The sequence below is a fragment of the Austwickia sp. TVS 96-490-7B genome, from assembly GCF_019331795.1.
Lineage (GTDB): Bacteria > Actinomycetota > Actinomycetes > Actinomycetales > Dermatophilaceae > Austwickia.
In genome coordinates, this window is sequence record NZ_JAHPZL010000008.1 from 259,652 (window position 1) to 279,003 (window position 19,352).

Consider the following 19,352-nt stretch of genomic DNA (forward strand, 5'->3'; position numbering starts at 1 on the left):
TGCGCGTCACGACAGCGGCGATGGCGTCGATCCTCCGGGATCGACGCCATCGCCGTATCCAATGAGGGTGAGCGACCTGCTTTTCTGGTGAATCTGCGGGGGATGATCTGACGTCGACCCAGCGTGGTCGGTGTGCACCTGTAGCGTGATCGTCATGCGACCTGTCACCGATGTGCAACGTACCGTGGCCCCGTTTAAGGTCGTGTCGCCGTACGAGCCATCAGGGGACCAACCCACAGCCATCACCGATCTCACCACCAGGTTGCGCGCTGGAGAGCAGGACATCGTCCTGCTCGGTGCCACCGGGACAGGAAAATCCGCGACTACAGCTTGGCTGATCGAGCAGGTCCAACGGCCGACCCTGGTCCTAGCCCCCAATAAAACCCTGGCAGCTCAACTGGCCAACGAATTTCGGGAGCTCTTCCCACATAACGCTGTCGAATATTTTGTCAGTTATTACGACTACTACCAGCCTGAGGCGTATGTCCCTCAGTCAGACACCTACATCGAGAAAGATTCCTCGATCAACGATGAGGTTGAGCGGCTGCGACACTCAGCGACAAATTCCCTACTGACTCGACGAGATGTCGTGGTGGTGGCCTCAGTGTCTTGCATTTACGGCCTGGGGACCCCTCAGGAATATGTGGATCGAATGGCACGGCTGAAAATTGGGGAAGCCTTTGGTCGTGATGAGTTAATACGACGTTTCGTCGAGATGCAATATGTTCGCAACGATCATTCGTTCACTCGTGGTTTCTTCCGGGTCAGGGGAGATACTGTCGACATTATCCCGATGTACGAGGAGCTAGCCGTACGGATCGAGTTCTTCGGAGATGAGATCGAACGGCTTTACACCTTGCATCCACTGACTGGTGAGATTTTGCGTGAAGAACCTGAGATGTATGTCTTCCCCGCAACCCACTATGTGGCCGGTCCGGAGCGAATGGAACGCGCAATCCGGGGGATCGAAGCCGAGCTAGCGACACGTCTCGATGAATTCGAGCGACAAGGGAAACTCCTGGAAGCGCAGCGACTCCGAATGCGCACGACGTACGACATCGAGATGATGCGGCAAGTCGGAGCCTGCTCGGGGATCGAGAACTACTCGTTGCATATTGATGGCCGCGAGCCAGGGAGCGCACCCAACTGTCTCCTTGACTATTTTCCCGAGGACTTTCTGCTGGTCATTGACGAGTCCCATGTGACAGTCCCGCAGATCGGAGCGATGTATGAGGGTGACATGTCTCGGAAACGCACTCTCGTTGACCACGGCTTCCGTCTGCCCAGCGCCATGGACAACCGGCCGCTGAAGTGGGAAGAATTCTTGGAACGAGTCGGTCAGACCGTCTACCTGTCGGCCACGCCAGGCCCCTACGAATTGGCCAAGTCGGATGGGGTGGTCGAGCAGATCATCCGACCGACTGGTCTGATCGATCCGCACATCGTCGTGAAACCCACGAAGGGTCAAATCGATGATTTGCTGCACGAGATCACGATGCGCACCGACCGGGACGAGCGGGTTTTGGTCACGACATTGACCAAGAAGATGGCAGAGGATCTCACCGACTATTTGCTGGAGCGTGGTGTCCGAGTCCGTTATCTCCATAGTGACATTGACACCTTGCGTCGAGTGGAGCTGCTGCGGGAGCTGCGCTTGGGTGAGTATGACGTTCTCGTGGGGATCAACCTGTTACGTGAGGGTTTAGACCTTCCTGAGGTGTCACTTGTCAGTATTCTTGATGCCGACAAGGAAGGATTTCTCAGATCGACACGTAGCCTGATCCAGACGATCGGACGTGCCGCCCGGAATGTTTCCGGTGAAGTCCACATGTACGCCGACAACATCACAGCTTCCATGCATGACGCGATTGAGGAGACTCGGCGTCGTCGCGAAAAACAAATCGCATACAACACTGAGCACGGGATTGATCCCCAGCCGTTACGGAAACGGATCGCCGATATCACTGACATGTTGCAACGGGAGGATGCCGACACCGAGGCTCTGATGGGTGGCGGTAGAACCCAGTCCAGAGGCCGATCGGGGGGAGGGTCCGGGCGAGGGACCGCGGCGGCAGATGCTGCCACCGCCAGAGGATCTGAGCCAGGAGCAGTCGCCGCTGGAGATCTTGCCGACTTGATTCAGGAACTCACTGCGCAAATGCATCAAGCCGCAGGCGAATTGAGATTTGAACTGGCTGCACGACTGCGGGATGAGTTATCCGATTTGAAGAAAGAACTGCGGCAGATGCAGGAGGCCAACCGGTGAGCGCGCGGGGCGAAGTCGTGCGGGAACCGGTGTCACGGTGAATCTTCCATGGTGGGTATGGGTGGCAGTGATTTCTGTCACCGTGGGGGTCGTGCTTTGTGACCTACTGTTGGTGGCACGACGCCCTCGGGTTCCTACGACCCGCGAGTGTGTGATGGCATTGAGTGTGTATATCGCTGGTGCTGTTGCTGCTGGGCTAATCATCACCGTCACAAGCGGATCAAGCTATGGGGCGCAGTTCTTCGCGGGGTGGATCACGGAGTATTCACTGTCGGTGGATAACTTGTTCGTGTTCCTGGTGATCATGGGATCGTTTGGCGTTCCGCAACGATTCCAGCAGACGGCCCTGCTCATCGGGATCGTGATGGCTCTGGTGCTTCGTGCGGGATTTATTGCAGTAGGGGCCGCTGCCATCAACAGGTTTACGTCGGTTTTCTACCTTTTCGGGTTGTTTTTAATTGTGACTGCTTATACGTTGGTGCGTGGCAGCGACGAAGATGATGAATTCCATGAGAACGTGATCCTGCGCTGGCTGGAGCGGCGTTTTCCCGCAACGCGATCCTGGGATGCAGCTCCTCGGCTGATCACCCGGGTCGATGGGGTTCGTGTGATGACCCCGATGCTGGTGGTCATTGTGGCGCTCGGCACCACTGATTTGCTGTTTGCGTTGGACTCCATCCCTGCGATCTATGGGCTGACCTCTGAACCATTCCTGGTGTTGACCGCTAACATTTTTGCCCTGATGGGATTGCGGCAGTTGTATTTCTTGATCGGTGATCTACTCAAGAGGCTGGTGTTTCTTGGGATCGGCCTCGCCGTATTGTTAGCGTTCATCGGCGTGAAGATGATTTTGCACGCCTTGCACACCAACACGTTGCCCTTCATTAATTCTGGGCAGCCAGTAAGTTCCGTGCCGGAAATCTCGATTGGGGCCTCACTGGGTGCGATCGTGGCGATCCTCACGGTCACGACGGTGGCAAGTCTGCTGTCCTCGGCTCGGCAGAAACGGGATTCGCAGGGATGACCGTGTCGGCGGCCCCGACCATACGCAAGGCCATGACGGCATAGTGCTCGGCGATCACGCTGGCTGACCACCGGCCGTCAGGCCGAAACCAATGTGCGACATCCTGACCGAGCGAAAGCACCGCGCGAGCGGCGAGGTGGGGGTCATCGACAGCAAAAACCCCTTGGGCGACACCGTCGTCTAAGACACGTCGGGCGACGCCTTCCATGGCTCGTCGAAGATCATCGACGATCGCGCGGTGCTCTGGAGTGAGAGCATCGAGCTCGTCATTGACGACTCGCGCAGTGTCACGCCGGTGAGCATGCTCAACAACCCAAGCCAGCACTAAGGCCTTGAGCTGGTCGCGTGAATCGTGGTGAGGGGAGACCGCCGCCTTGATGCGGGCCAGCATCTCTTGATGGCCGATGAGGCAGGCGGCGTAGAGAAGTTCTTCCTTGGAACGGTGATGCACGTATAACGCGGCCGGGCTCATCCCAGCAGCGGTCGCGATGTCCCGGGTGGTGGTGGCGTGGAAACCCTTAGCACCAAAGGTGCGCACCGCCGCGTCGAGGAGCCGACTCCGACTGGCTTCAGGCACGGCTGCCGCGTTCCTTGACTGGCTGCTCATCTCTGGACAGTATGGGAGGCAACCCAAAATAAGCAAGCGCTTAGTCACCCTGATGGAAGAGACTCCGAAAGCTTCAATCGGCCGTTCGACGGAGCGCTGCTCATCAACCGCGACGATGTCGTCGCCTCGGCATCCCAGGAGGACACCATGCCCCGCAATATCTACTCTGAGGAGCACGAGGACTTCCGTGGATCATGTCGAGAGTTCGTCGAACGCACCCTCATCCCTCGCGGTGAAGAAATGCTGCGCGACAAAGTCATTCCTCGCGACATCTGGCGTGAAGCTGGTCGGCAAGGATTCTTTGGCTTGTGCCTTCCTGAGGAGTATGGCGGTGCTGGGATCGATGACTACCGGTTCCAGGCAGTATTCGCTGAGGAGATGGCTAAGTTCACTGCAGCGGTCGCATCCTGCTTTGGGATCCACTCGGACATCACTGCGCCGTACCTCGGCCATCTCGGCACCGAAGAGCAAAAACGACGTTGGTTGCCCGATGTTGCCGTCGGTGAAAAAATTATGGCTATTGGGATGACTGAACCTTCTGGCGGCTCCGACCTGGCTGCCTTAAAAACCACTGCCGTCCAAGCTGACGACGGAACAGGGGACTGGATCATCAACGGATCTAAGACGTTTATCACTAACGGGCATCAGTGTGATTTGGCTGTGGTTGCTGCCCGCACCAATCAAAACAAAGGTGCTCGGGGGATCTCGCTTTTTGTGCTGGAAGCGGGAACGCCGGGTTTCACCAAGGGCAACAAGCTTGACAAGGTCGGGCAAGTAGAATCTGACACCGCCGAACTATTCTTCGATCAGGTACGAGTCCCGGCGGATCACCTTCTGGGCGAGGAAGGTGCGGGATTCATTGCCATGATGCAGCACTTACCGCAGGAACGCATCGGCAATGCGATCGCCAATATTGCTAATGCCAAACAGATCTTGGGGGAGACCATTCACTACTGTCAAGAACGCAAAGCTTTCGGGCAGCCGATCGGGAGTTTTCAGCACAACAAGTTTAAAATAGCTGAGATGGTCACCGCCGTGGAAGTAGCTGAAGCCTACATTGATGATTGCGTTGCGGCACATGCCGATGGGAAACTCACCCCGGTGGATGCTGCCAAAGCCAAATGGTGGGCCGCTCAGGTGCAATGCGATGTTCTTGACGAATGCGTGCAGCTTCATGGTGGATATGGATACATGAACGAGTATCGCGTAGCCCGGGCATGGCGTGATGCTCGAGTCCATAAGATCTGGGCGGGAAGCAATGAGATCATGAAGGAAATTATCGGCCGTGACCTTGGGCTGTGACCCCACCTGAATCCGAGATCGTAGCCGTCGGCAGGGTGTTTTTATTCTGAGTGTGCTGGGATTCACCTGCTGTTGAAGCTCTGTCCCTGGATGACACCAGGAGGGGTACGACCACACATGGTCGTACCCCTCCTGAGTGGGTGATCTCTCAGTGAGTCAGCGCATCGATCCGGTCTTGAGGAAGGCGCGGTGCATCTGGTGCGCCATCTCAAGGTCGTGCGGGGTGTGCAGGCCGTTGGCGACCTTCAGCGCACGCTCGTAGTATTCCTCGAGCATCGGACGGTAGTCCGGGTGGGCGCACTTCTCGATGATGACCTTGGCGCGCTTACGCGGAGCCAGACCACGCAGGTCCGCGAGGCCCTGCTCGGTGACGATGACGTGCGTGTCGTGCTCAGTGTGGTCCACGTGAGACACGAACGGCACGATTGCCGAGATAGCGCCGCCCTTAGCGGTGGACGGGGTCACGAAGCAGGACAGATAGGCGTTGCGGGCAAAGTCGCCGGAGCCGCCGATGCCGTTCTGCATCCGGCTGCCCATGATGTGCGTGGAGTTGACGTTGCCATAAATGTCGGCCTCAATGAGACCGTTCATGGCGATCACACCGAGGCGACGAATGACCTCAGGGTGGTTGGAGATGTCTTGCGGCCGCAGAATGATGCTGTTCTTGTACTTCGCGGCCTCGTCGTTCATCCGCTCCGCGTAATCGGGGGAAAGGCTGAAAGCGGTCGCGGAGGCCAGGTCGACCTTGCCAGCGTCGATCAGGTCAATCATGCCGTCCTGGATGACCTCGGTGTAGGAGGTCATGTGCTCGAACGGGCTGTCAAGCAGGCCAGCGAGGACGGCGTTGGCGATATTGCCCACGCCCGACTGCATGGGGAGCAGGCTCTTGCTGAGTCGGCCTGCCTTGACTTCGCCGTCCAGGAAGTCGAGCAGGTGGCCAGCGATGGCTTTGCTGTCTTCGTCGAGCGGCTTGAACGGTGTGTTGCGGTCAGGCGCGTCCGTCTCGACGATCGCGATGACCTTGCTCGGGTCGACGCGCATGACTGTCTCGCCAATGCGGTCAGATGGCTTGGTGATCATGATCGGCTGACGGTGCGGAGGCAACGGCATGTAGCAGATGTCTGCCATGCCCTCGAGGTCCGACGACTGCCAGGAGTTGACCTCAAGAATCACTTTGTCGGCGTCATGCAGCCAGGTCTGGTTAGCTCCCACCGAGGATGCCGGGACAAGCCCGCCGTCTTCGTTGATCGCCGTGACCTCGATGACAGCGACATCGAGGGCCCCATAGAAGCCACGAGAGACCGTCTGGGTCGTGTGGCTGAGGTGGCAGTCGGTGTAGTCGATGGTGCCCTGGTTGATCCGGTTCCGGGTGGCCGGGTCGGACTGGTACGGCATCCGGACGCTCACGCCGTCGACCTCAGCGAGGACACCGTCCAGTTCGGGGGCGGTAGACGCACCGGTCATGATGCCGACACGGAAGTCCTCGCCGGCTTCGGTGGCCCGCTTGATCCGCTCCGCGAGCGCTCCAGGGACGGCCTTGGGGTATCCGGCGCCCGTGAAACCGCTGGTGCCGACGTTGTCGTCGTGCTGGATCAGCGCGGCGGCGTCACTGGCCGACATCACCTTCTTGCGCATCTCGGCATTCGCGATGCGGTTACCCATGGGGGCCCTCCCGTGTTGTCAAGAACTCATGTAGCGGTACAACGCTACCCCCCCGCAGGACCTGCTCGGATGGGACTTTCGGGCATGTCGGAGATACTTTGCCGATGTCATGACGTTGATCAGGGGCGTTAGTGACCGGAGATACACCTCAGCCCGTGGGCGTTGATGATCGTTTGGTCACCACGGCTGCGGCTCCTACGACCACACTCATGCCGACCAATTGCATTGCTGTCAGGGTCTCGTGCAGCATCAGGAAGCCAGCAAGCGCTGCTACGGCCGGTTCCAGACACAGCAAGATCCCGAAGATGCGCGTGTCCAGGGTGCGTAGGGCCACCAGCTCCAACGAATACGGCAGGACCGAAGAGAGCAGCGCAATCCCCACGCCGTAACAGATGACCTCCTGGTCCCACATCATCCTGGCGTCCACGTACAACGCGTGGGGGAGGACTGCCGCGGTGGCGATCAGCATCGCCCAGGTCAGTCCTTGGGTCCCAGGGAAGCGTTGTCCTGCGCGTGCCGACATGATGATGTACGCCGCCCATGCTGCTCCTGCGAGCAGCGCTAACGCTAGCCCGGTGTATTCGACCCGTTCCCATGATGTGTCGAAGATCCCGGAGATCATCACCACCCCGGAAGCGGCAGCTAGCACAGCGAGCCTGTCTGCCCAACGGCGTGACAGAGCTGCTGACAATGTCAACGGTCCGATGAACTCCACTGTGACGGCCACCCCGATGGGAAGGTGTGCCAGAGAGGCATAAAACGCTGTGTTCATCACCGCTAACGACAGGCCAAAACCCATCACTGTCGCCGCATCACCCCAACCATGCCCAGCCAGCTTTGGTCGAGAGATCACCAGCATGATCAAGCCAGCGATCGACAACCTCAACGCCACGGAGCCCCACACCCCAGCACGAGGGATCAACAGCGAAGCTAAAGCGCCACCGAACTGCACCGACAGAATGGAGATGAGGACGAGAGCGACGGGGTAGCCGCTCGTTTCGCGGCTCGGGGTCACCACCCTCGATCACGCCATGCCGACAGGTGAGGACGTTCGGTTCCCACTGTGGTGTCCGAGCCATGCCCGGGATAGACCCAGGTTGAGTCGTCGTACACCCCGAAGATGCGTGATTCCAGGTCGTCCATGAGCTGGTTAAACTCCTGCGGACTTGAGGTTTTCCCTGGTCCGCCGGGGAACAGCGAATCCCCGGTGAACAGATGAGACCACCCGTCAGGCGCGGTCCATGACAACGCAATCCCGCCCGGAGTATGTCCACGAAGCTCAATGACCGTCAGTCGTTGCCGACCGACGACGATCTCATCACCATCAGTCAGACACCGATCTGGTGTTAACGGCAACGCTGCGGCGTCATCGCGACCAGCTAGCGTCGCCGCTTGAGTAAGAGCTGCCAATTCCGGCAATGCCCGGACGTGATCGTGATGACGGTGGGTCGTCACGATCATGGACAGATGCCCGCTGCCTTCGTCGATCAACTGTTGTAAGCGCGGAACGTCATCGGCCGCGTCGATCAAGATCTGCTCCTGAGTATCAGTGCAGGTCAGCAGATAACAATTGTTGTCCAAGGAGCCCACACTGCACTTACGCACGATCAACGTGCCCAGATCGCGGTAGTCGCTGGGTCCCCCGGGGGAGACCACGCCGGTATAGGTCACAGGATCAGAACTCATCGTCATCCTCTCATCACGACACATCAGGTGGTCACAGCCAGGGCGACGCTGGCAACGGGCCCGCACAGGTCACCTCATCTGCGCAACCACGACACAGCCAGTCCATCAGAGCGGCAGCACAACCGCTGATCTGAAGAGAACCATCCCCCACGACGTACCGGTCGCCTTCGATGCTGGACAACGTCATCCCAGGAACATCATCGCGAACGCTGAGACGTTCTACTGCCAGATCCAGAACATCAGCGACGGCTAAAGGGTGGGCCTGCGCTGGCGTCCAGTCGCATTCCACATCAGCATGGCAACGCAACACCTCGCGCAACCTTAACCGTGGCAGCGACGCCACCGGTGAGTTCATCCCATCAACGAACGTTTCTGTCGAGATCAACGGCAATGCCAACGCTCCCAAAGCGTCCCGCAGCACGTCCGCCGAGGTCCGTGAGGCTGCCACCACCGACGTCACATCGGCAGCACCCACCAGGACCTCCTCATCCCTGATCGAGGATGAGACATATTGCGGTATCGACACCCCCGTCCGGGCGGAGACCACTAGCCGCACCAACCCCTCGGCGTGCCGCGACAGCCAAGAGATAGTTTGCGCTCGCGACCAAGACCTCATCCCACACCGCTGGGAGAGTTCTTCCGGGGTGAGGCGCCCCACTGATTCCAGGAACGATGCCGTTTCCACCTCAAGGAGTTCCAGGTCGGCTTGTAGGGTCGAAGTCACCTCAGCGTCGGTCATCACACCATCCTCACCTGGCGCGACCTGTTCCGTGACAACAGCCCGTCAAGGCTGACACCGCCGAACTGTCGGGCCGCTGCCCGCAGCGTCGTCGGAGCCGCCCCCTAGCATGATCACGTGCCCGAAACCTCCACCGCAGTCGTCCCCTCGCACTCGCATGACCGCCTGATCGTGCGGGGCGCACGCGAGCACAACCTGAAGAACGTCTCCATCGACATTCCCCGAGACGCGCTGTGCGTTTTTACGGGTTTGTCCGGGTCTGGAAAGTCTTCTTTAGCTTTCGACACGATCTTCGCTGAAGGCCAACGACGGTACGTCGAGTCGCTATCAGCCTATGCGCGCCAATTCCTTGGCCAGATGGATAAACCAGACGTTGATTTCATTGAGGGACTCTCTCCGGCGGTGTCCATCGACCAAAAGTCCACAAACCGCAACCCGCGATCTACGGTCGGCACCATCACCGAGGTATATGACTACCTCCGGTTGCTCTTCGCCCGAGCTGGCACCCCCCACTGTCCTGTCTGCGGCGAACAGATCACCCGGCAAAGTCCACAACAAATCGTCGATCGTCTGCTGACCCTTCCCGAAGGCACCAGGTTCCAGATCCTCGCGCCGGTGGTGCGCGGACGCAAAGGCGAATTCGTTGACCTCTTCGCCGAGCTCCAAGGCAAAGGGTTCTCCCGGGCTCGTGTAGACGGCGAGGTAGTCACACTCACTGACCCACCACGTCTAGAAAAACAAAAGAAACACACCATTGAAGTCGTCGTGGACCGTCTTGTCGCCAAAGGCGGCGACCTCACCGCGCAGCGGAGACTCACTGACTCTGTAGAAACCGCGCTCACTCTCTCTGACGGACTTGTCGTTGCCGATCTCGTCGATATCGCTCCACATGACCCCGAACACACTAAAGAACGCCGCTTCTCCGAACGGATGGCCTGCCCCAACGAGCATCCCCTGGCCATCGACGACGTCGAACCGCGAACCTTCTCGTTCAACAGTCCCTTCGGCGCCTGCCCCACCTGCACCGGTATCGGTACCGAATTGGAAGTCGACGCTGACCTCCTCGTCCCTGACGAAGAACTCACGCTACGCCAAGGGGCCATCGTGCCCTGGGCGCAGGGCGGCTCCATGCAGGAATACCAATTGCGTGTCGTCACCGCGCTCGCTGAAGACCTCTCCTTCTCCCTGGATGTACCGTGGCGAGCCCTGCCCGCCCGCGCCCGAGAAGCTCTCCTCCACGGCAGGGATTACAAGGTTCACGTGAAGTACCGCAATCGATTCGGGCGCGAACGGGCCTACACCACAGGTTTTGAAGGGGCCGTCTCCATGGTCAAGAGACGCCACAACGAAACCGAATCCGACTACGCCAGAGAAAAATATGAGGCATACATGCGGGAGGTGCCCTGCCCCACCTGCCACGGGGCACGGCTCAAACCCGAAGCTCTATCCGTCCTGATCGGTGGATGTAGCATCGCCCAGGTTTGCGCCATGTCCATCGCCGACTGCGCGGCTTTCTTCCATGACATCGTCCTCGGTGAACGCCAAGCTCAGATTGCCGAGAGAGTCCTCCGCGAAATCGACGCTCGCCTAGGGTTCCTCCTGGATGTGGGTTTGGATTACCTCTCCCTGGACCGACCCGCAGCGACACTGTCCGGTGGTGAAGCGCAACGCATCAGGCTTGCCACCCAGATCGGATCGGGACTCGTCGGAGTCCTCTACGTCCTCGACGAACCGTCTATCGGCCTGCACCAACGCGACAACCATCGGCTCATCCAAACCCTCACCCGGCTGCGCGACCTGGGCAATACCCTCATCGTCGTTGAACACGACGAGGACACCATTGCTGCCTCTGACTGGGTGGTCGATATCGGACCGGGCGCTGGCGAACACGGCGGTCAGGTCGTGCACTCCGGTCCGCTAGATGACCTGCTCACCAACGCCCACTCCGTCACCGGCGCCTACCTTTCCGGCCGACGTGAGATCCCCATGCCGACCCAACGACGTTCCCTCGACCCGGGGAGAAAAATTCACGTCAAGGGCGCCCGCCAAAACAACCTGCATGATGTCGATGTAGCTTTTCCTCTCGGTGGTTTCGTGGCCGTCACTGGAGTCTCCGGATCAGGGAAATCAACCCTGGTCAACGACATTCTTTACAACGTCCTCGCTAACCGACTCAACGGGGCCCGACATGTCCCAGGGCGACACCGCACCGTCACCGGGATAGAACACCTCGACAAAGTTGTTCACGTCGACCAAGGCCCCATCGGGAGGACTCCACGCAGCAACCCTGCGACGTACACCGGTGTTTTTGACCACATTCGGAGATTATTCGCCGAGACAACCGAAGCCAAGATTCGCGGCTACCAACCAGGACGATTCTCCTTCAACGTTAAAGGCGGACGCTGCGACGCCTGCTCCGGCGACGGCACCCTGAAGATCGAGATGAATTTCCTACCTGACGTGTATGTCCCCTGCGAGGTCTGTCACGGCGCCCGTTACAACCGGGAGACCCTCGAAGTCCACTTCAAGGGAAAAACCATCGCTGACGTCCTTGATATGCCCATCGAAGAAGCCGCAGAGTTTTTTGCCGCCGTACCAGCAATCGCTCGACACCTACGCACCCTCAACGACGTCGGACTCGGTTACGTCAGACTAGGACAGAGCGCCACCACCTTGTCAGGTGGCGAAGCGCAACGCGTCAAGCTCGCCTCCGAACTGCAAAAACGCTCCACTGGACGGACTATTTACGTCCTGGACGAACCCACTACAGGTCTGCACTTCGAAGACATCCGCAAACTTCTCGATGTCCTCCACGGCCTCGTCGAGAAAGGCAACACCGTCGTCGTCATCGAACACAATCTCGACGTCATCAAATGCGCTGACTGGCTCATTGACATGGGGCCAGAAGGGGGAATCAACGGCGGCACCGTCGTCGCCGAAGGCACTCCCGAACATGTCGCCACCGTGCCAGACAGTCACACCGGACGATTCCTCGCACCCCTGTTGGCCCGGCACACGCCAGTGCCACCACCCCAGCCGTTCCGTCGTGTCGACACCTCTACCACCCACGGCAACGCCAACGGAAAGAGCACCTCCGCGGGGAAGCGCTCCACGACCAAGACCACCACCGCCGCCCGACGGCGCGCCAAAGAGGCCTGACCCGAGCGTCGCCAGGCCACCAGATCCCATCCAGGAGGACCCGATGACCACCACACCCCCTCCCACCGCACACCCCAGCGCCCCTCGCCGCCGCGATGTCCTCACCGGAGCCGCCGTGATCGCGCTCGCTGGGACTACCGTCACCGTGCTGAGCAGCTGCGGAGGCGGCCAAAACACCCCATCCGCTGCCACTCCCGCCCCGCCCACTCTCGATGCCTCCACCACCCAAAAAATCAGCGCCGCGATCACCGCTGGAAAAGTCCCTGTCGGCTCAGCAACAGTCCTCGCAGGCACCGGTATCGCCCTCGCCCAGCCAGCGCCCGGCGAGTACACCGCCTTTTCCACTGCCTGCCCACACCAAGGCGGCGCCGTCTCTGAGGTGTCCAGCCGAGGTTTCCTCCGCTGCCCTCTGCATGGCAGCGAGTTCGACCCCAAGACTGGTGAAGTCAAAGTCGGCCCAGCAGACCGTCCCCTCACTGCCACCAAACTCAAGGTCGACGGCGACAAAGTCAGCCCCGCCTGACCCCCCGCCCCGGTCGCGCGTCAACGGCAGAACACACACCTGATTGACGACCCGTCGTACGCTGCACTGCGTGGCCGACCCTTCGACGTACCGACCCCGCCCCGGGGAGATCCCCACCGACCCCGGGGTATACCGGTTTCGTGACGACCAAGGACGGGTCATCTACGTTGGAAAAGCTAAAAATCTTCGCTCCCGGCTGTCCTCATACTTCCAAGACGTTGCCGGGCTACACCCCCGTACCCAAACCATGGTCCGCACCGGTGCTGCCGTGGAATGGACGGTGGTCACCAATGAAGTCGAAGCACTCCAACTCGAATACAGCTGGATCAAGGAATACGATCCCCGCTTCAACGTTAAGTACCGCGACGACAAGTCCTACCCGTACCTCGCGGTCACCCTCGCCGAGGAATACCCTCGCGCCCAGGTGATGCGAGGTGCCAAAAAACCCGGCCACCGCTACTTCGGCCCGTACACCCATGCCTGGGCCATCCGGGAAACCCTCGACCTCCTCCTGCGCGTCTTCCCCGTCCGCACCTGCAGCGCCGGCGTGTTTCGCCGAGCAACGTTGTCACAGCGCCCCTGTCTGCTCGGCTACATCGATAAATGCTCCGCACCGTGCGTCGGCCGGGTCGATGCCGCCACCCACCGACGTACCGCCGAAGACCTGTGCGACTTCCTCGCCGGACACACCGGGAAGTTTGTCCACCGCCTGGAAGCGCAAATGCGAGCTGCCGCAGCAGACCTACGCTTCGAGGACGCTGCCCGGCTCAGAGACGACGTGACCGCCCTAGAAAAATCCCTCGAACGCAGCGCAGTAGTGCTCCCCGACGCCACCGACGCCGATGTCTTCGGCTGGGCTGGAGATGAACTCGAAGCTGCCGTCCAGGTCTTTCACGTCCGTGGCGGCCGGATCCGCGGACAACGCGGCTGGGTCCTCGAACGTCAAGACGAAAACGACCCCCAACTCATGACGCACCTCCTGCAACAGGTGTACGGCGGCGAAGCCGGCGAAAGTGTCCCCAAAGAAGTCCTGATTCCCCTCGACCCAGACGACCTCGACACCATGACCGACTGGCTCTCCACTCTCCGAGGTGCACGCGTCGACCTACGCGTACCCCGCCGAGGCGACAAGCGAGCCCTCGCCGACACCGTCACCCGCAACGCGCAACAAGCCCTCGCCCGCCACAAAATCAGCCGGGCCGGTGATCTCACCTCCCGCAGCCAGGCTCTCGCCGAGCTGCAAGACGCTCTAGCACTGCCCGAAGCCCCCTTACGCATCGAATGCTTCGACATCTCCCACCTGCAAGGAACCCACACCGTCGGATCCATGGTGGTCTTCGAAGACGGCCTACCTCGCAAAAGCGAATACCGCCGGTTCGTGATCCGAGGCACCACGGACCTGCCCGCTTCCTCGGACGGAGCACCTCGCACCGACGACACCGCCGCGATGCACGAAGTCTTGACCCGACGGTTCAAACACCACCGGGACCGCCCCGACCATCCCGACACACCTGGCAGCGAACACGACGACACCCCCGCCCCTGAACGACGCAGGTTCGCCTACGCCCCCCAACTCGTCGTTGTCGACGGCGGGGCGCCCCAAGTAGCGGCCGCCCAAGCCGCCCTGGACGCCTTAAACATCCACGACGTCACCGTCATCGGCCTCGCCAAACGACTCGAAGAGGTATGGCTACCCGGCGACGACTTCCCCGTCGTCCTTCCACGCAGCAGCGACGGACTGTTCCTCCTCCAACGCGTCCGCGACGAAGCCCACCGGTTCGCCATCACCTTCCACCGAAAACGACGATCCACCGCCATGATCCGCAGCGCACTGGACGGCATTCCTGGACTCGGCCCGACCCGCCAAGCCGCGCTCCTGTCCCAGTTCGGATCAGTCGCAGCCCTGCGACAAGCCACCCCCGACGAACTCTGCGCCGTACCAGGTATTGGACCGGCACTCGCGGCCACCATTGCCGGGCACCTCGACACGCAGGCAGCCACCGCTGGTCCCAGCGTGAACGTCACCACAGGTGAGATCGTGGAGTGAGCCGACGAAAGGCACGCCATGAGCAGCACGCCCGATCTTCCGCCGCCCCCCATGACCAGTGATGAGGAAATGACGATTCATTCGACGCTCTCCGATCAGACAGCACCCGCTACTCCAGATTTTGTGGTGGTGACCGGGATGAGTGGGGCTGGTCGGAGTACCGCCGCTCACGCCTTGGAGGATCTTGGTTGGTATGTCGTGGACAACCTGCCTGCCTCAATGTTGCCGCAGCTCGCTCAGCTTGCCGCAGCACCCACCTCGACCATTTCTCGACTTGTCGCAGTGGTCGACGCCCGATCTCGCGGGTTCTTCGATGCATTCCGGGGCGCGTTGACCACCTTGCACGGTGAGGGAATGCGACCCAAGGTGATTTTCATCGATGCGAACGACGAATCATTGGTCCGTCGGTTTGAGAGTGTGCGACGCCCACATCCGTTGCAGGGCGAAGGCCGACTGTTGGACGGGATACACGCGGAGCGGGCGAAGCTGACCGATCTGCGGGCGGATTCTGACCTGGTGTTGGACACCTCCGGGCTGAATGTGCATCAACTGTCCACGAAGATCCGCGACATCATCGGCGGGGAAGCCACGACCCGGCTGCGGATCGCGTTGGTGTCCTTCGGTTTTAAGTACGGCGTTCCGTTGGATGCTGACTTGGTCTTTGATATGCGTTTTCTGCCTAACCCGTATTGGATCCCGGCGCTGCGAAACCACACCGGCCGGGATGAGGAGGTCTCCAATTTTGTCTTGTCTCAACCAGGGGCCACGGAGTTTGTGGAGCGTTTCGCCGGTTTGATGGAGCCGATGTTGGCGGGCTATCTCAGCGAGGGGCGCCGCTACATCACGGTGGCGATAGGGTGCACCGGCGGGAAGCATCGTTCGGTGGCGATCGCTGAAAGGTTGGCGCAACGGTTGCGCACCCCGGAGGTCGCGACGATTCTCTTCCACCGTGACCTGGGACGGGAGTGAGGGTGACAGTTCGACCTGCTGTAGTGGCTTTAGGTGGAGGTCATGGTCTGGCGGCGTCCTTGGGGGCGTTGCGGCATCTTTCTGATCGGCTGACCGCGGTGGTCACCGTTGCTGACGATGGTGGGTCCAGCGGGCGGCTCCGCCAGGAGTACGACGTCTTGCCGCCGGGCGATCTGAGGATGGCGTTGGCGGCACTGTGTGACGACTCCGAGTGGGGTCTGTTGTGGCGAGATGTGTTGCAGCACAGGTTTGATGGCTCGGGGCCGTTGGCCGGACATGCGGTGGGCAACTTGTTGATCGTTGCGTTGTGGGACCTGCTGGGGGACTCAGTGCAAGGGTTGGATGTGGTGGGCAAGCTGTTGACGGCTCGTGGCCGGGTATTGCCGATGGCAGCTGTTCCGTTGGGGATCTCAGCGCATGTGCGGGGATTGAACCCGTTGGATCCGACGGTGGTCACGGAGGTGCATGGGCAGGCTGAGGTCGCGACCACCGCTGGGGAGGTGCTCGACGTACGGCTGCATCCGGCAGATCCCCCGGCTCATCCGGAGACGCTTAAAGCTGTCGATGAGGCGGATTGGGTGGTGCTGGGGCCTGGGTCGTGGTTTACCTCGGTGATGCCACATTTGTTGGTGCCGGAGTTGGCACGTGCGGTGCGGGATACCTCGGCACGCCGGTTGTTGACGTTGAACGTGCAGATGCAGACCACGGAGACGTTGGGGTTCACCGCATCTCGACATTTGGACACGTTGGCTGCGCATGCCCCAGACCTCACCTTGGACGTGGTGCTGGCCGACCCGAGTGTGGTGGATGATCGGGATCGGGTGGAGGAGTCAGCGGCGCGGCTGGGCGCAGAGCTGGTGGTGGCATCGGTGGCTGCGGTCGACGTACCAGGGGTTCATGATGTGTTACGGCTGGCGGCGGCTTACCGGGACATTTTCGACTAAACCCTGGACCTTTCAGGTCTGATCACTCTGGGGTGGGGACAAGATCAACGTTGGGAGGGTGGTGGCTGGTGGCCTCGGCGGGTCGCGCCCAATGGCACTATGGAGCCCATGGCGATGACCGCGAACGTCAAGGACGAGTTGAGCAGGTTCCCGGTCACCAAACCGTGTTGCCGTAAAGCGGAGATGTCCGGGGTGTTGCGTTTCGCTGGCGGATTGCACCTGGTCGCCGGGCGGATCGTCGTCGAGGGTGAGTTGGATACTGCGGCGGCTGCTCGACGGTTACGTCGGGACATCGGTGAGGTGTATGGGTATGCGACGGAGATGGTGGTGCTCGTCGAATCGGGGCTCCGCCGGGGGAGCCGATATGTGGTGCGGGTGGAGTCAGATGGGGAGGCTTTGGCCCGGCAGGCGGGTCTGATTGATCTGCGTGGTCGTCCGGTGCGCGGCTTGCCACCGCGGGTGGTGAACGGGGCGTTGTGTGATGCTGAGGCGGTATGGCGGGGGGCTTTTCTGGCACATGGGTCGTTGACGGAGCCGGGCCGGTCCAGTTCGTTGGAGATCACCTGTCCAGGACCGGAAGCGGCGTTGGCGTTGGTGGGTGCGGCGAGGCGATTAGGAATCCAAGCGAAGGCCCGTGAAGTGCGCGGAGTGGACCGGGTGGTGATCCGAGATGGCGACGCCATCAGCGCGATCTTGACCCGGATGGGTGCCCACGATGCGGTGTTGGCCTGGGAGGAACGACGCATGCGTCGTGAAGTGCGGGCCACTGCTAATAGGTTGGCCAATTTCGATGACGCGAACCTTCGGCGGTCGGCACGAGCAGCGGTGACGGCTGGGGCGCGCGTATGTCGGGCGATGGAAATTCTCGGCGATGACATCCCAGACCATTTGGTGCAGGCGGGTCGACTCCGCTTGGAGCACAAGCAGGCCAGTTTGGAAGAGTTGGGTGCGTTGGCTGACCCACCGATGACCAAAGATGCAGTGGCAGGTCGGATTCGCCGCCTGTTGGCGATGGCGGACAAACGTGCAGCGGAGATGGGCATCCCGGGCACAGAAGCAGTGCTCACCGAGGAACTCCTCGACAGCTGAACGAATCTCGCTGGCCCCAATCGCAGTCAGTGATCGGATCTGCGTCGCGAACCCTAGTGTTTTCTCGTGCCGAACGATGGGTGTTCGGGCAGATCTGTACGGATCGCGGGCCTTTCGTCCCGGTCCGGAGGGTGCGCACAGGGCACCCGAAAGGATAGGGTTCTAAGAGTCGTACGACGGCGTACCGGCCCGACGTCCCCCGTCAGTCAGCCCAGACGCCCTGTCACGGATGACGCCAGGCCACGCCGGACCGTGTTAGGCAATCAGGAAGGCATGAGACGTGACCGTTCGCGTTGGTATTAATGGCTTTGGCCGCATCGGCCGCAACTTCTTCCGCGCCGTCGTGGCGTCCGGCGCGGACATTGAGATCGTCGCCGTCAACGACCTGACGGACAACAAGACGCTGGCGCACCTGCTGAAGTACGACTCGATCCTGGGTCGCTTCCCTGGTGAGGTCACCTTCGACGAGACCTCCATCACCGTGGACGGCAAGAAGATTCTGGCGTTCGAGGAGCGCGACCCGGCCAACCTGCCTTGGGGCGCCAACAACGTCGACATCGTGGTGGAGTCCACTGGATTCTTCACCGACGCGACGAAGGCGAAGGCTCACATCGAGGCTGGCGCCAAGAAGGTCGTCATCTCCGCTCCGGCGAAGAACGAAGACATCACGATCGTCATGGGCGTCAACGACGACCAGTACGACGCTGCGGCGCACACGATCATCTCCAACGCCTCCTGCACCACCAACTGCTTGGCGCCGATGGCCAAGGCTCTGCACGACGAGCTGGGCATCGTCAAGGGTCTGATGACCACGATCCACGCCTACACGCAGGACCAGAACCTGCAGGATGGCCCGCACAAGGACCTGCGTCGCAGCCGCGCTGCCGCGCTGAACATGGTCCCCACCACCACGGGTGCCGCCAAGGCTGTCGCCCTGGTGCTGCCGGAGCTCAAGGGCAAGCTGGACGGGTACGCGATGCGCGTTCCCACACCGACCGGCTCGGCCACTGACCTCACCTTCGAGGCGACCCGTGAGACCACGGTTGAAGAGGTCAACGCGATTGTCAAGAAGGCCGCCGAGGGCGCCATGAAGGGCAAGCTCGTCTACACCGAGGACCCGATCGTGTCCAAGGACATCGAGACCGACCCGGCTTCTTGCATCTTCGACGCCCAGCTGACCAAGGTCATCGGCAACCAGGTGAAGGTTGTCGGCTGGTACGACAACGAGTGGGGCTACAGCAACCGTCTGGTCGACCTGGTCTCCCTGGTCGGTAGCAAGCTCTGACCCTGGTCGAGCCTCTTCCGATTCACCCCGTGCGTCGGGTGGCCGACCCG

At 60.8% G+C, this 19,352-nt stretch carries 16 protein-coding genes; 10 read left to right on the forward strand and 6 right to left on the reverse strand.

Features of this window, described 5'->3' with window-relative positions:
- Nucleotides 1–6: 6 nt before the first annotated feature.
- Entirely contained in the window at nucleotides 7–156 is a 150-nt protein-coding gene (locus KEM60_RS11765; protein ID WP_219107806.1) for a hypothetical protein, read from the reverse strand.
- Here KEM60_RS11765 and uvrB point away from each other — a divergent pair.
- Nucleotides 155–2,266: an excinuclease ABC subunit UvrB gene (gene uvrB, locus KEM60_RS11770; RefSeq protein ID WP_219107807.1), complete on the forward strand. Its 2,112-nt coding sequence runs from the start codon at nucleotides 155–157 to the stop codon at nucleotides 2,264–2,266. The two genes, KEM60_RS11765 and uvrB, sit on opposite strands and share 2 nt — an antisense overlap.
- A gap of 37 nt (nucleotides 2,267–2,303) precedes the next feature.
- Nucleotides 2,304–3,290: a TerC/Alx family metal homeostasis membrane protein gene (locus KEM60_RS11775; protein ID WP_219107808.1), complete on the forward strand. Its 987-nt coding sequence runs from the start codon at nucleotides 2,304–2,306 to the stop codon at nucleotides 3,288–3,290.
- Here the strand turns inward: KEM60_RS11775 and KEM60_RS11780 are convergent.
- A complete protein-coding gene (locus tag KEM60_RS11780; RefSeq protein ID WP_219107809.1) occupies nucleotides 3,232–3,897 on the reverse strand; it encodes a TetR/AcrR family transcriptional regulator in 666 nt (221 codons plus the stop codon). The two genes, KEM60_RS11775 and KEM60_RS11780, sit on opposite strands and share 59 nt — an antisense overlap.
- Before the next feature lie 147 nt (nucleotides 3,898–4,044).
- Between KEM60_RS11780 and KEM60_RS11785 the strand changes: the two genes are divergently transcribed.
- Complete coding sequence (locus tag KEM60_RS11785; protein WP_219107810.1) at nucleotides 4,045–5,199, forward strand: acyl-CoA dehydrogenase family protein; 1,155 nt, start codon at nucleotides 4,045–4,047, stop codon at nucleotides 5,197–5,199.
- 156 nt (nucleotides 5,200–5,355) lie between these two features.
- Here KEM60_RS11785 and KEM60_RS11790 read toward each other — a convergent pair whose 3' ends face one another.
- From KEM60_RS11790 to KEM60_RS11805, 4 genes are all read right to left on the reverse strand, one after another.
- Nucleotides 5,356–6,861 carry an acetyl-CoA hydrolase/transferase family protein gene (locus tag KEM60_RS11790; protein WP_219107811.1) on the reverse strand — a complete coding sequence of 502 codons (1,506 nt, stop codon included), beginning with the start codon at nucleotides 6,859–6,861 and terminating at the stop codon, nucleotides 5,356–5,358.
- A gap of 148 nt (nucleotides 6,862–7,009) precedes the next feature.
- Nucleotides 7,010–7,879: a DMT family transporter gene (locus KEM60_RS11795; protein ID WP_255574556.1), complete on the reverse strand. Its 870-nt coding sequence runs from the start codon at nucleotides 7,877–7,879 to the stop codon at nucleotides 7,010–7,012.
- Nucleotides 7,873–8,547 (reverse strand): MBL fold metallo-hydrolase, encoded by a 675-nt coding sequence (locus KEM60_RS11800; RefSeq protein WP_370626360.1) that lies wholly within the window; start codon nucleotides 8,545–8,547, stop codon nucleotides 7,873–7,875. Before KEM60_RS11800 ends, KEM60_RS11795 begins: the two co-directional genes overlap by 7 nt.
- A gap of 31 nt (nucleotides 8,548–8,578) precedes the next feature.
- Entirely contained in the window at nucleotides 8,579–9,286 is a 708-nt protein-coding gene (locus KEM60_RS11805; protein ID WP_219107813.1) for a maleylpyruvate isomerase N-terminal domain-containing protein, read from the reverse strand.
- A 117-nt stretch (nucleotides 9,287–9,403) separates the two neighbouring features.
- On the opposite strand from KEM60_RS11805, the gene uvrA reads away from it, so the two are divergent.
- The 7 genes from uvrA (at nucleotide 9,404) to gap (ending at nucleotide 19,302) form a co-directional block, all read left to right on the forward strand.
- Complete coding sequence (gene uvrA, locus KEM60_RS11810) at nucleotides 9,404–12,445, forward strand: excinuclease ABC subunit UvrA (protein ID WP_219107814.1); 3,042 nt, start codon at nucleotides 9,404–9,406, stop codon at nucleotides 12,443–12,445.
- Between the two features lie 43 nt (nucleotides 12,446–12,488).
- Nucleotides 12,489–12,968 (forward strand): Rieske (2Fe-2S) protein, encoded by a 480-nt coding sequence (locus KEM60_RS11815; RefSeq protein ID WP_219107815.1) that lies wholly within the window; start codon nucleotides 12,489–12,491, stop codon nucleotides 12,966–12,968.
- A gap of 70 nt (nucleotides 12,969–13,038) precedes the next feature.
- Complete coding sequence (gene uvrC / locus KEM60_RS11820; RefSeq protein WP_219107816.1) at nucleotides 13,039–15,015, forward strand: excinuclease ABC subunit UvrC; 1,977 nt, start codon at nucleotides 13,039–13,041, stop codon at nucleotides 15,013–15,015.
- A gap of 69 nt (nucleotides 15,016–15,084) precedes the next feature.
- Nucleotides 15,085–15,984: an RNase adapter RapZ gene (gene rapZ / locus KEM60_RS11825; RefSeq protein ID WP_219108188.1), complete on the forward strand. Its 900-nt coding sequence runs from the start codon at nucleotides 15,085–15,087 to the stop codon at nucleotides 15,982–15,984.
- A 2-nt stretch (nucleotides 15,985–15,986) separates the two neighbouring features.
- Entirely contained in the window at nucleotides 15,987–16,928 is a 942-nt protein-coding gene (gene yvcK / locus KEM60_RS11830; RefSeq protein WP_219107817.1) for a uridine diphosphate-N-acetylglucosamine-binding protein YvcK, read from the forward strand.
- A 108-nt stretch (nucleotides 16,929–17,036) separates the two neighbouring features.
- Nucleotides 17,037–18,017, forward strand: coding sequence for a DNA-binding protein WhiA (whiA, locus tag KEM60_RS11835; RefSeq protein ID WP_219107818.1), 981 nt, complete (start codon nucleotides 17,037–17,039; stop codon nucleotides 18,015–18,017).
- Nucleotides 18,018–18,297: 280 nt separating this feature from the next.
- Nucleotides 18,298–19,302, forward strand: a complete 1,005-nt coding sequence (gene gap / locus KEM60_RS11840; protein ID WP_219107819.1) for a type I glyceraldehyde-3-phosphate dehydrogenase — start codon at nucleotides 18,298–18,300, stop codon at nucleotides 19,300–19,302.
- Nucleotides 19,303–19,352: the final 50 nt, after the last annotated feature.

What these genes read in the sequence shown, in the direction of transcription:
- KEM60_RS11815 (WP_219107815.1), top strand. Translation starts at nt 12,489, where the DNA reads ATGACCACCACACCCCCTCCCACCGCACACCCCAGCGCCCCTCGCCGC.
- uvrB (WP_219107807.1), top strand. Translation starts at nt 155, where the DNA reads ATGCGACCTGTCACCGATGTGCAACGTACCGTGGCCCCGTTTAAGGTC.
- KEM60_RS11780 (WP_219107809.1), bottom strand. Translation starts at nt 3,897, where the DNA reads ATGAGCAGCCAGTCAAGGAACGCGGCAGCCGTGCCTGAAGCCAGTCGG.
- KEM60_RS11805 (WP_219107813.1), bottom strand. Translation starts at nt 9,286, where the DNA reads ATGACCGACGCTGAGGTGACTTCGACCCTACAAGCCGACCTGGAACTC.
- whiA (WP_219107818.1), top strand. Translation starts at nt 17,037, where the DNA reads ATGGCGATGACCGCGAACGTCAAGGACGAGTTGAGCAGGTTCCCGGTC.
- KEM60_RS11800 (WP_370626360.1), bottom strand. Translation starts at nt 8,547, where the DNA reads ATGAGTTCTGATCCTGTGACCTATACCGGCGTGGTCTCCCCCGGGGGA.
- rapZ (WP_219108188.1), top strand. Translation starts at nt 15,085, where the DNA reads ATGACGATTCATTCGACGCTCTCCGATCAGACAGCACCCGCTACTCCA.
- KEM60_RS11765 (WP_219107806.1), bottom strand. Translation starts at nt 156, where the DNA reads ATGACGATCACGCTACAGGTGCACACCGACCACGCTGGGTCGACGTCA.
- KEM60_RS11785 (WP_219107810.1), top strand. Translation starts at nt 4,045, where the DNA reads ATGCCCCGCAATATCTACTCTGAGGAGCACGAGGACTTCCGTGGATCA.
- KEM60_RS11790 (WP_219107811.1), bottom strand. Translation starts at nt 6,861, where the DNA reads ATGGGTAACCGCATCGCGAATGCCGAGATGCGCAAGAAGGTGATGTCG.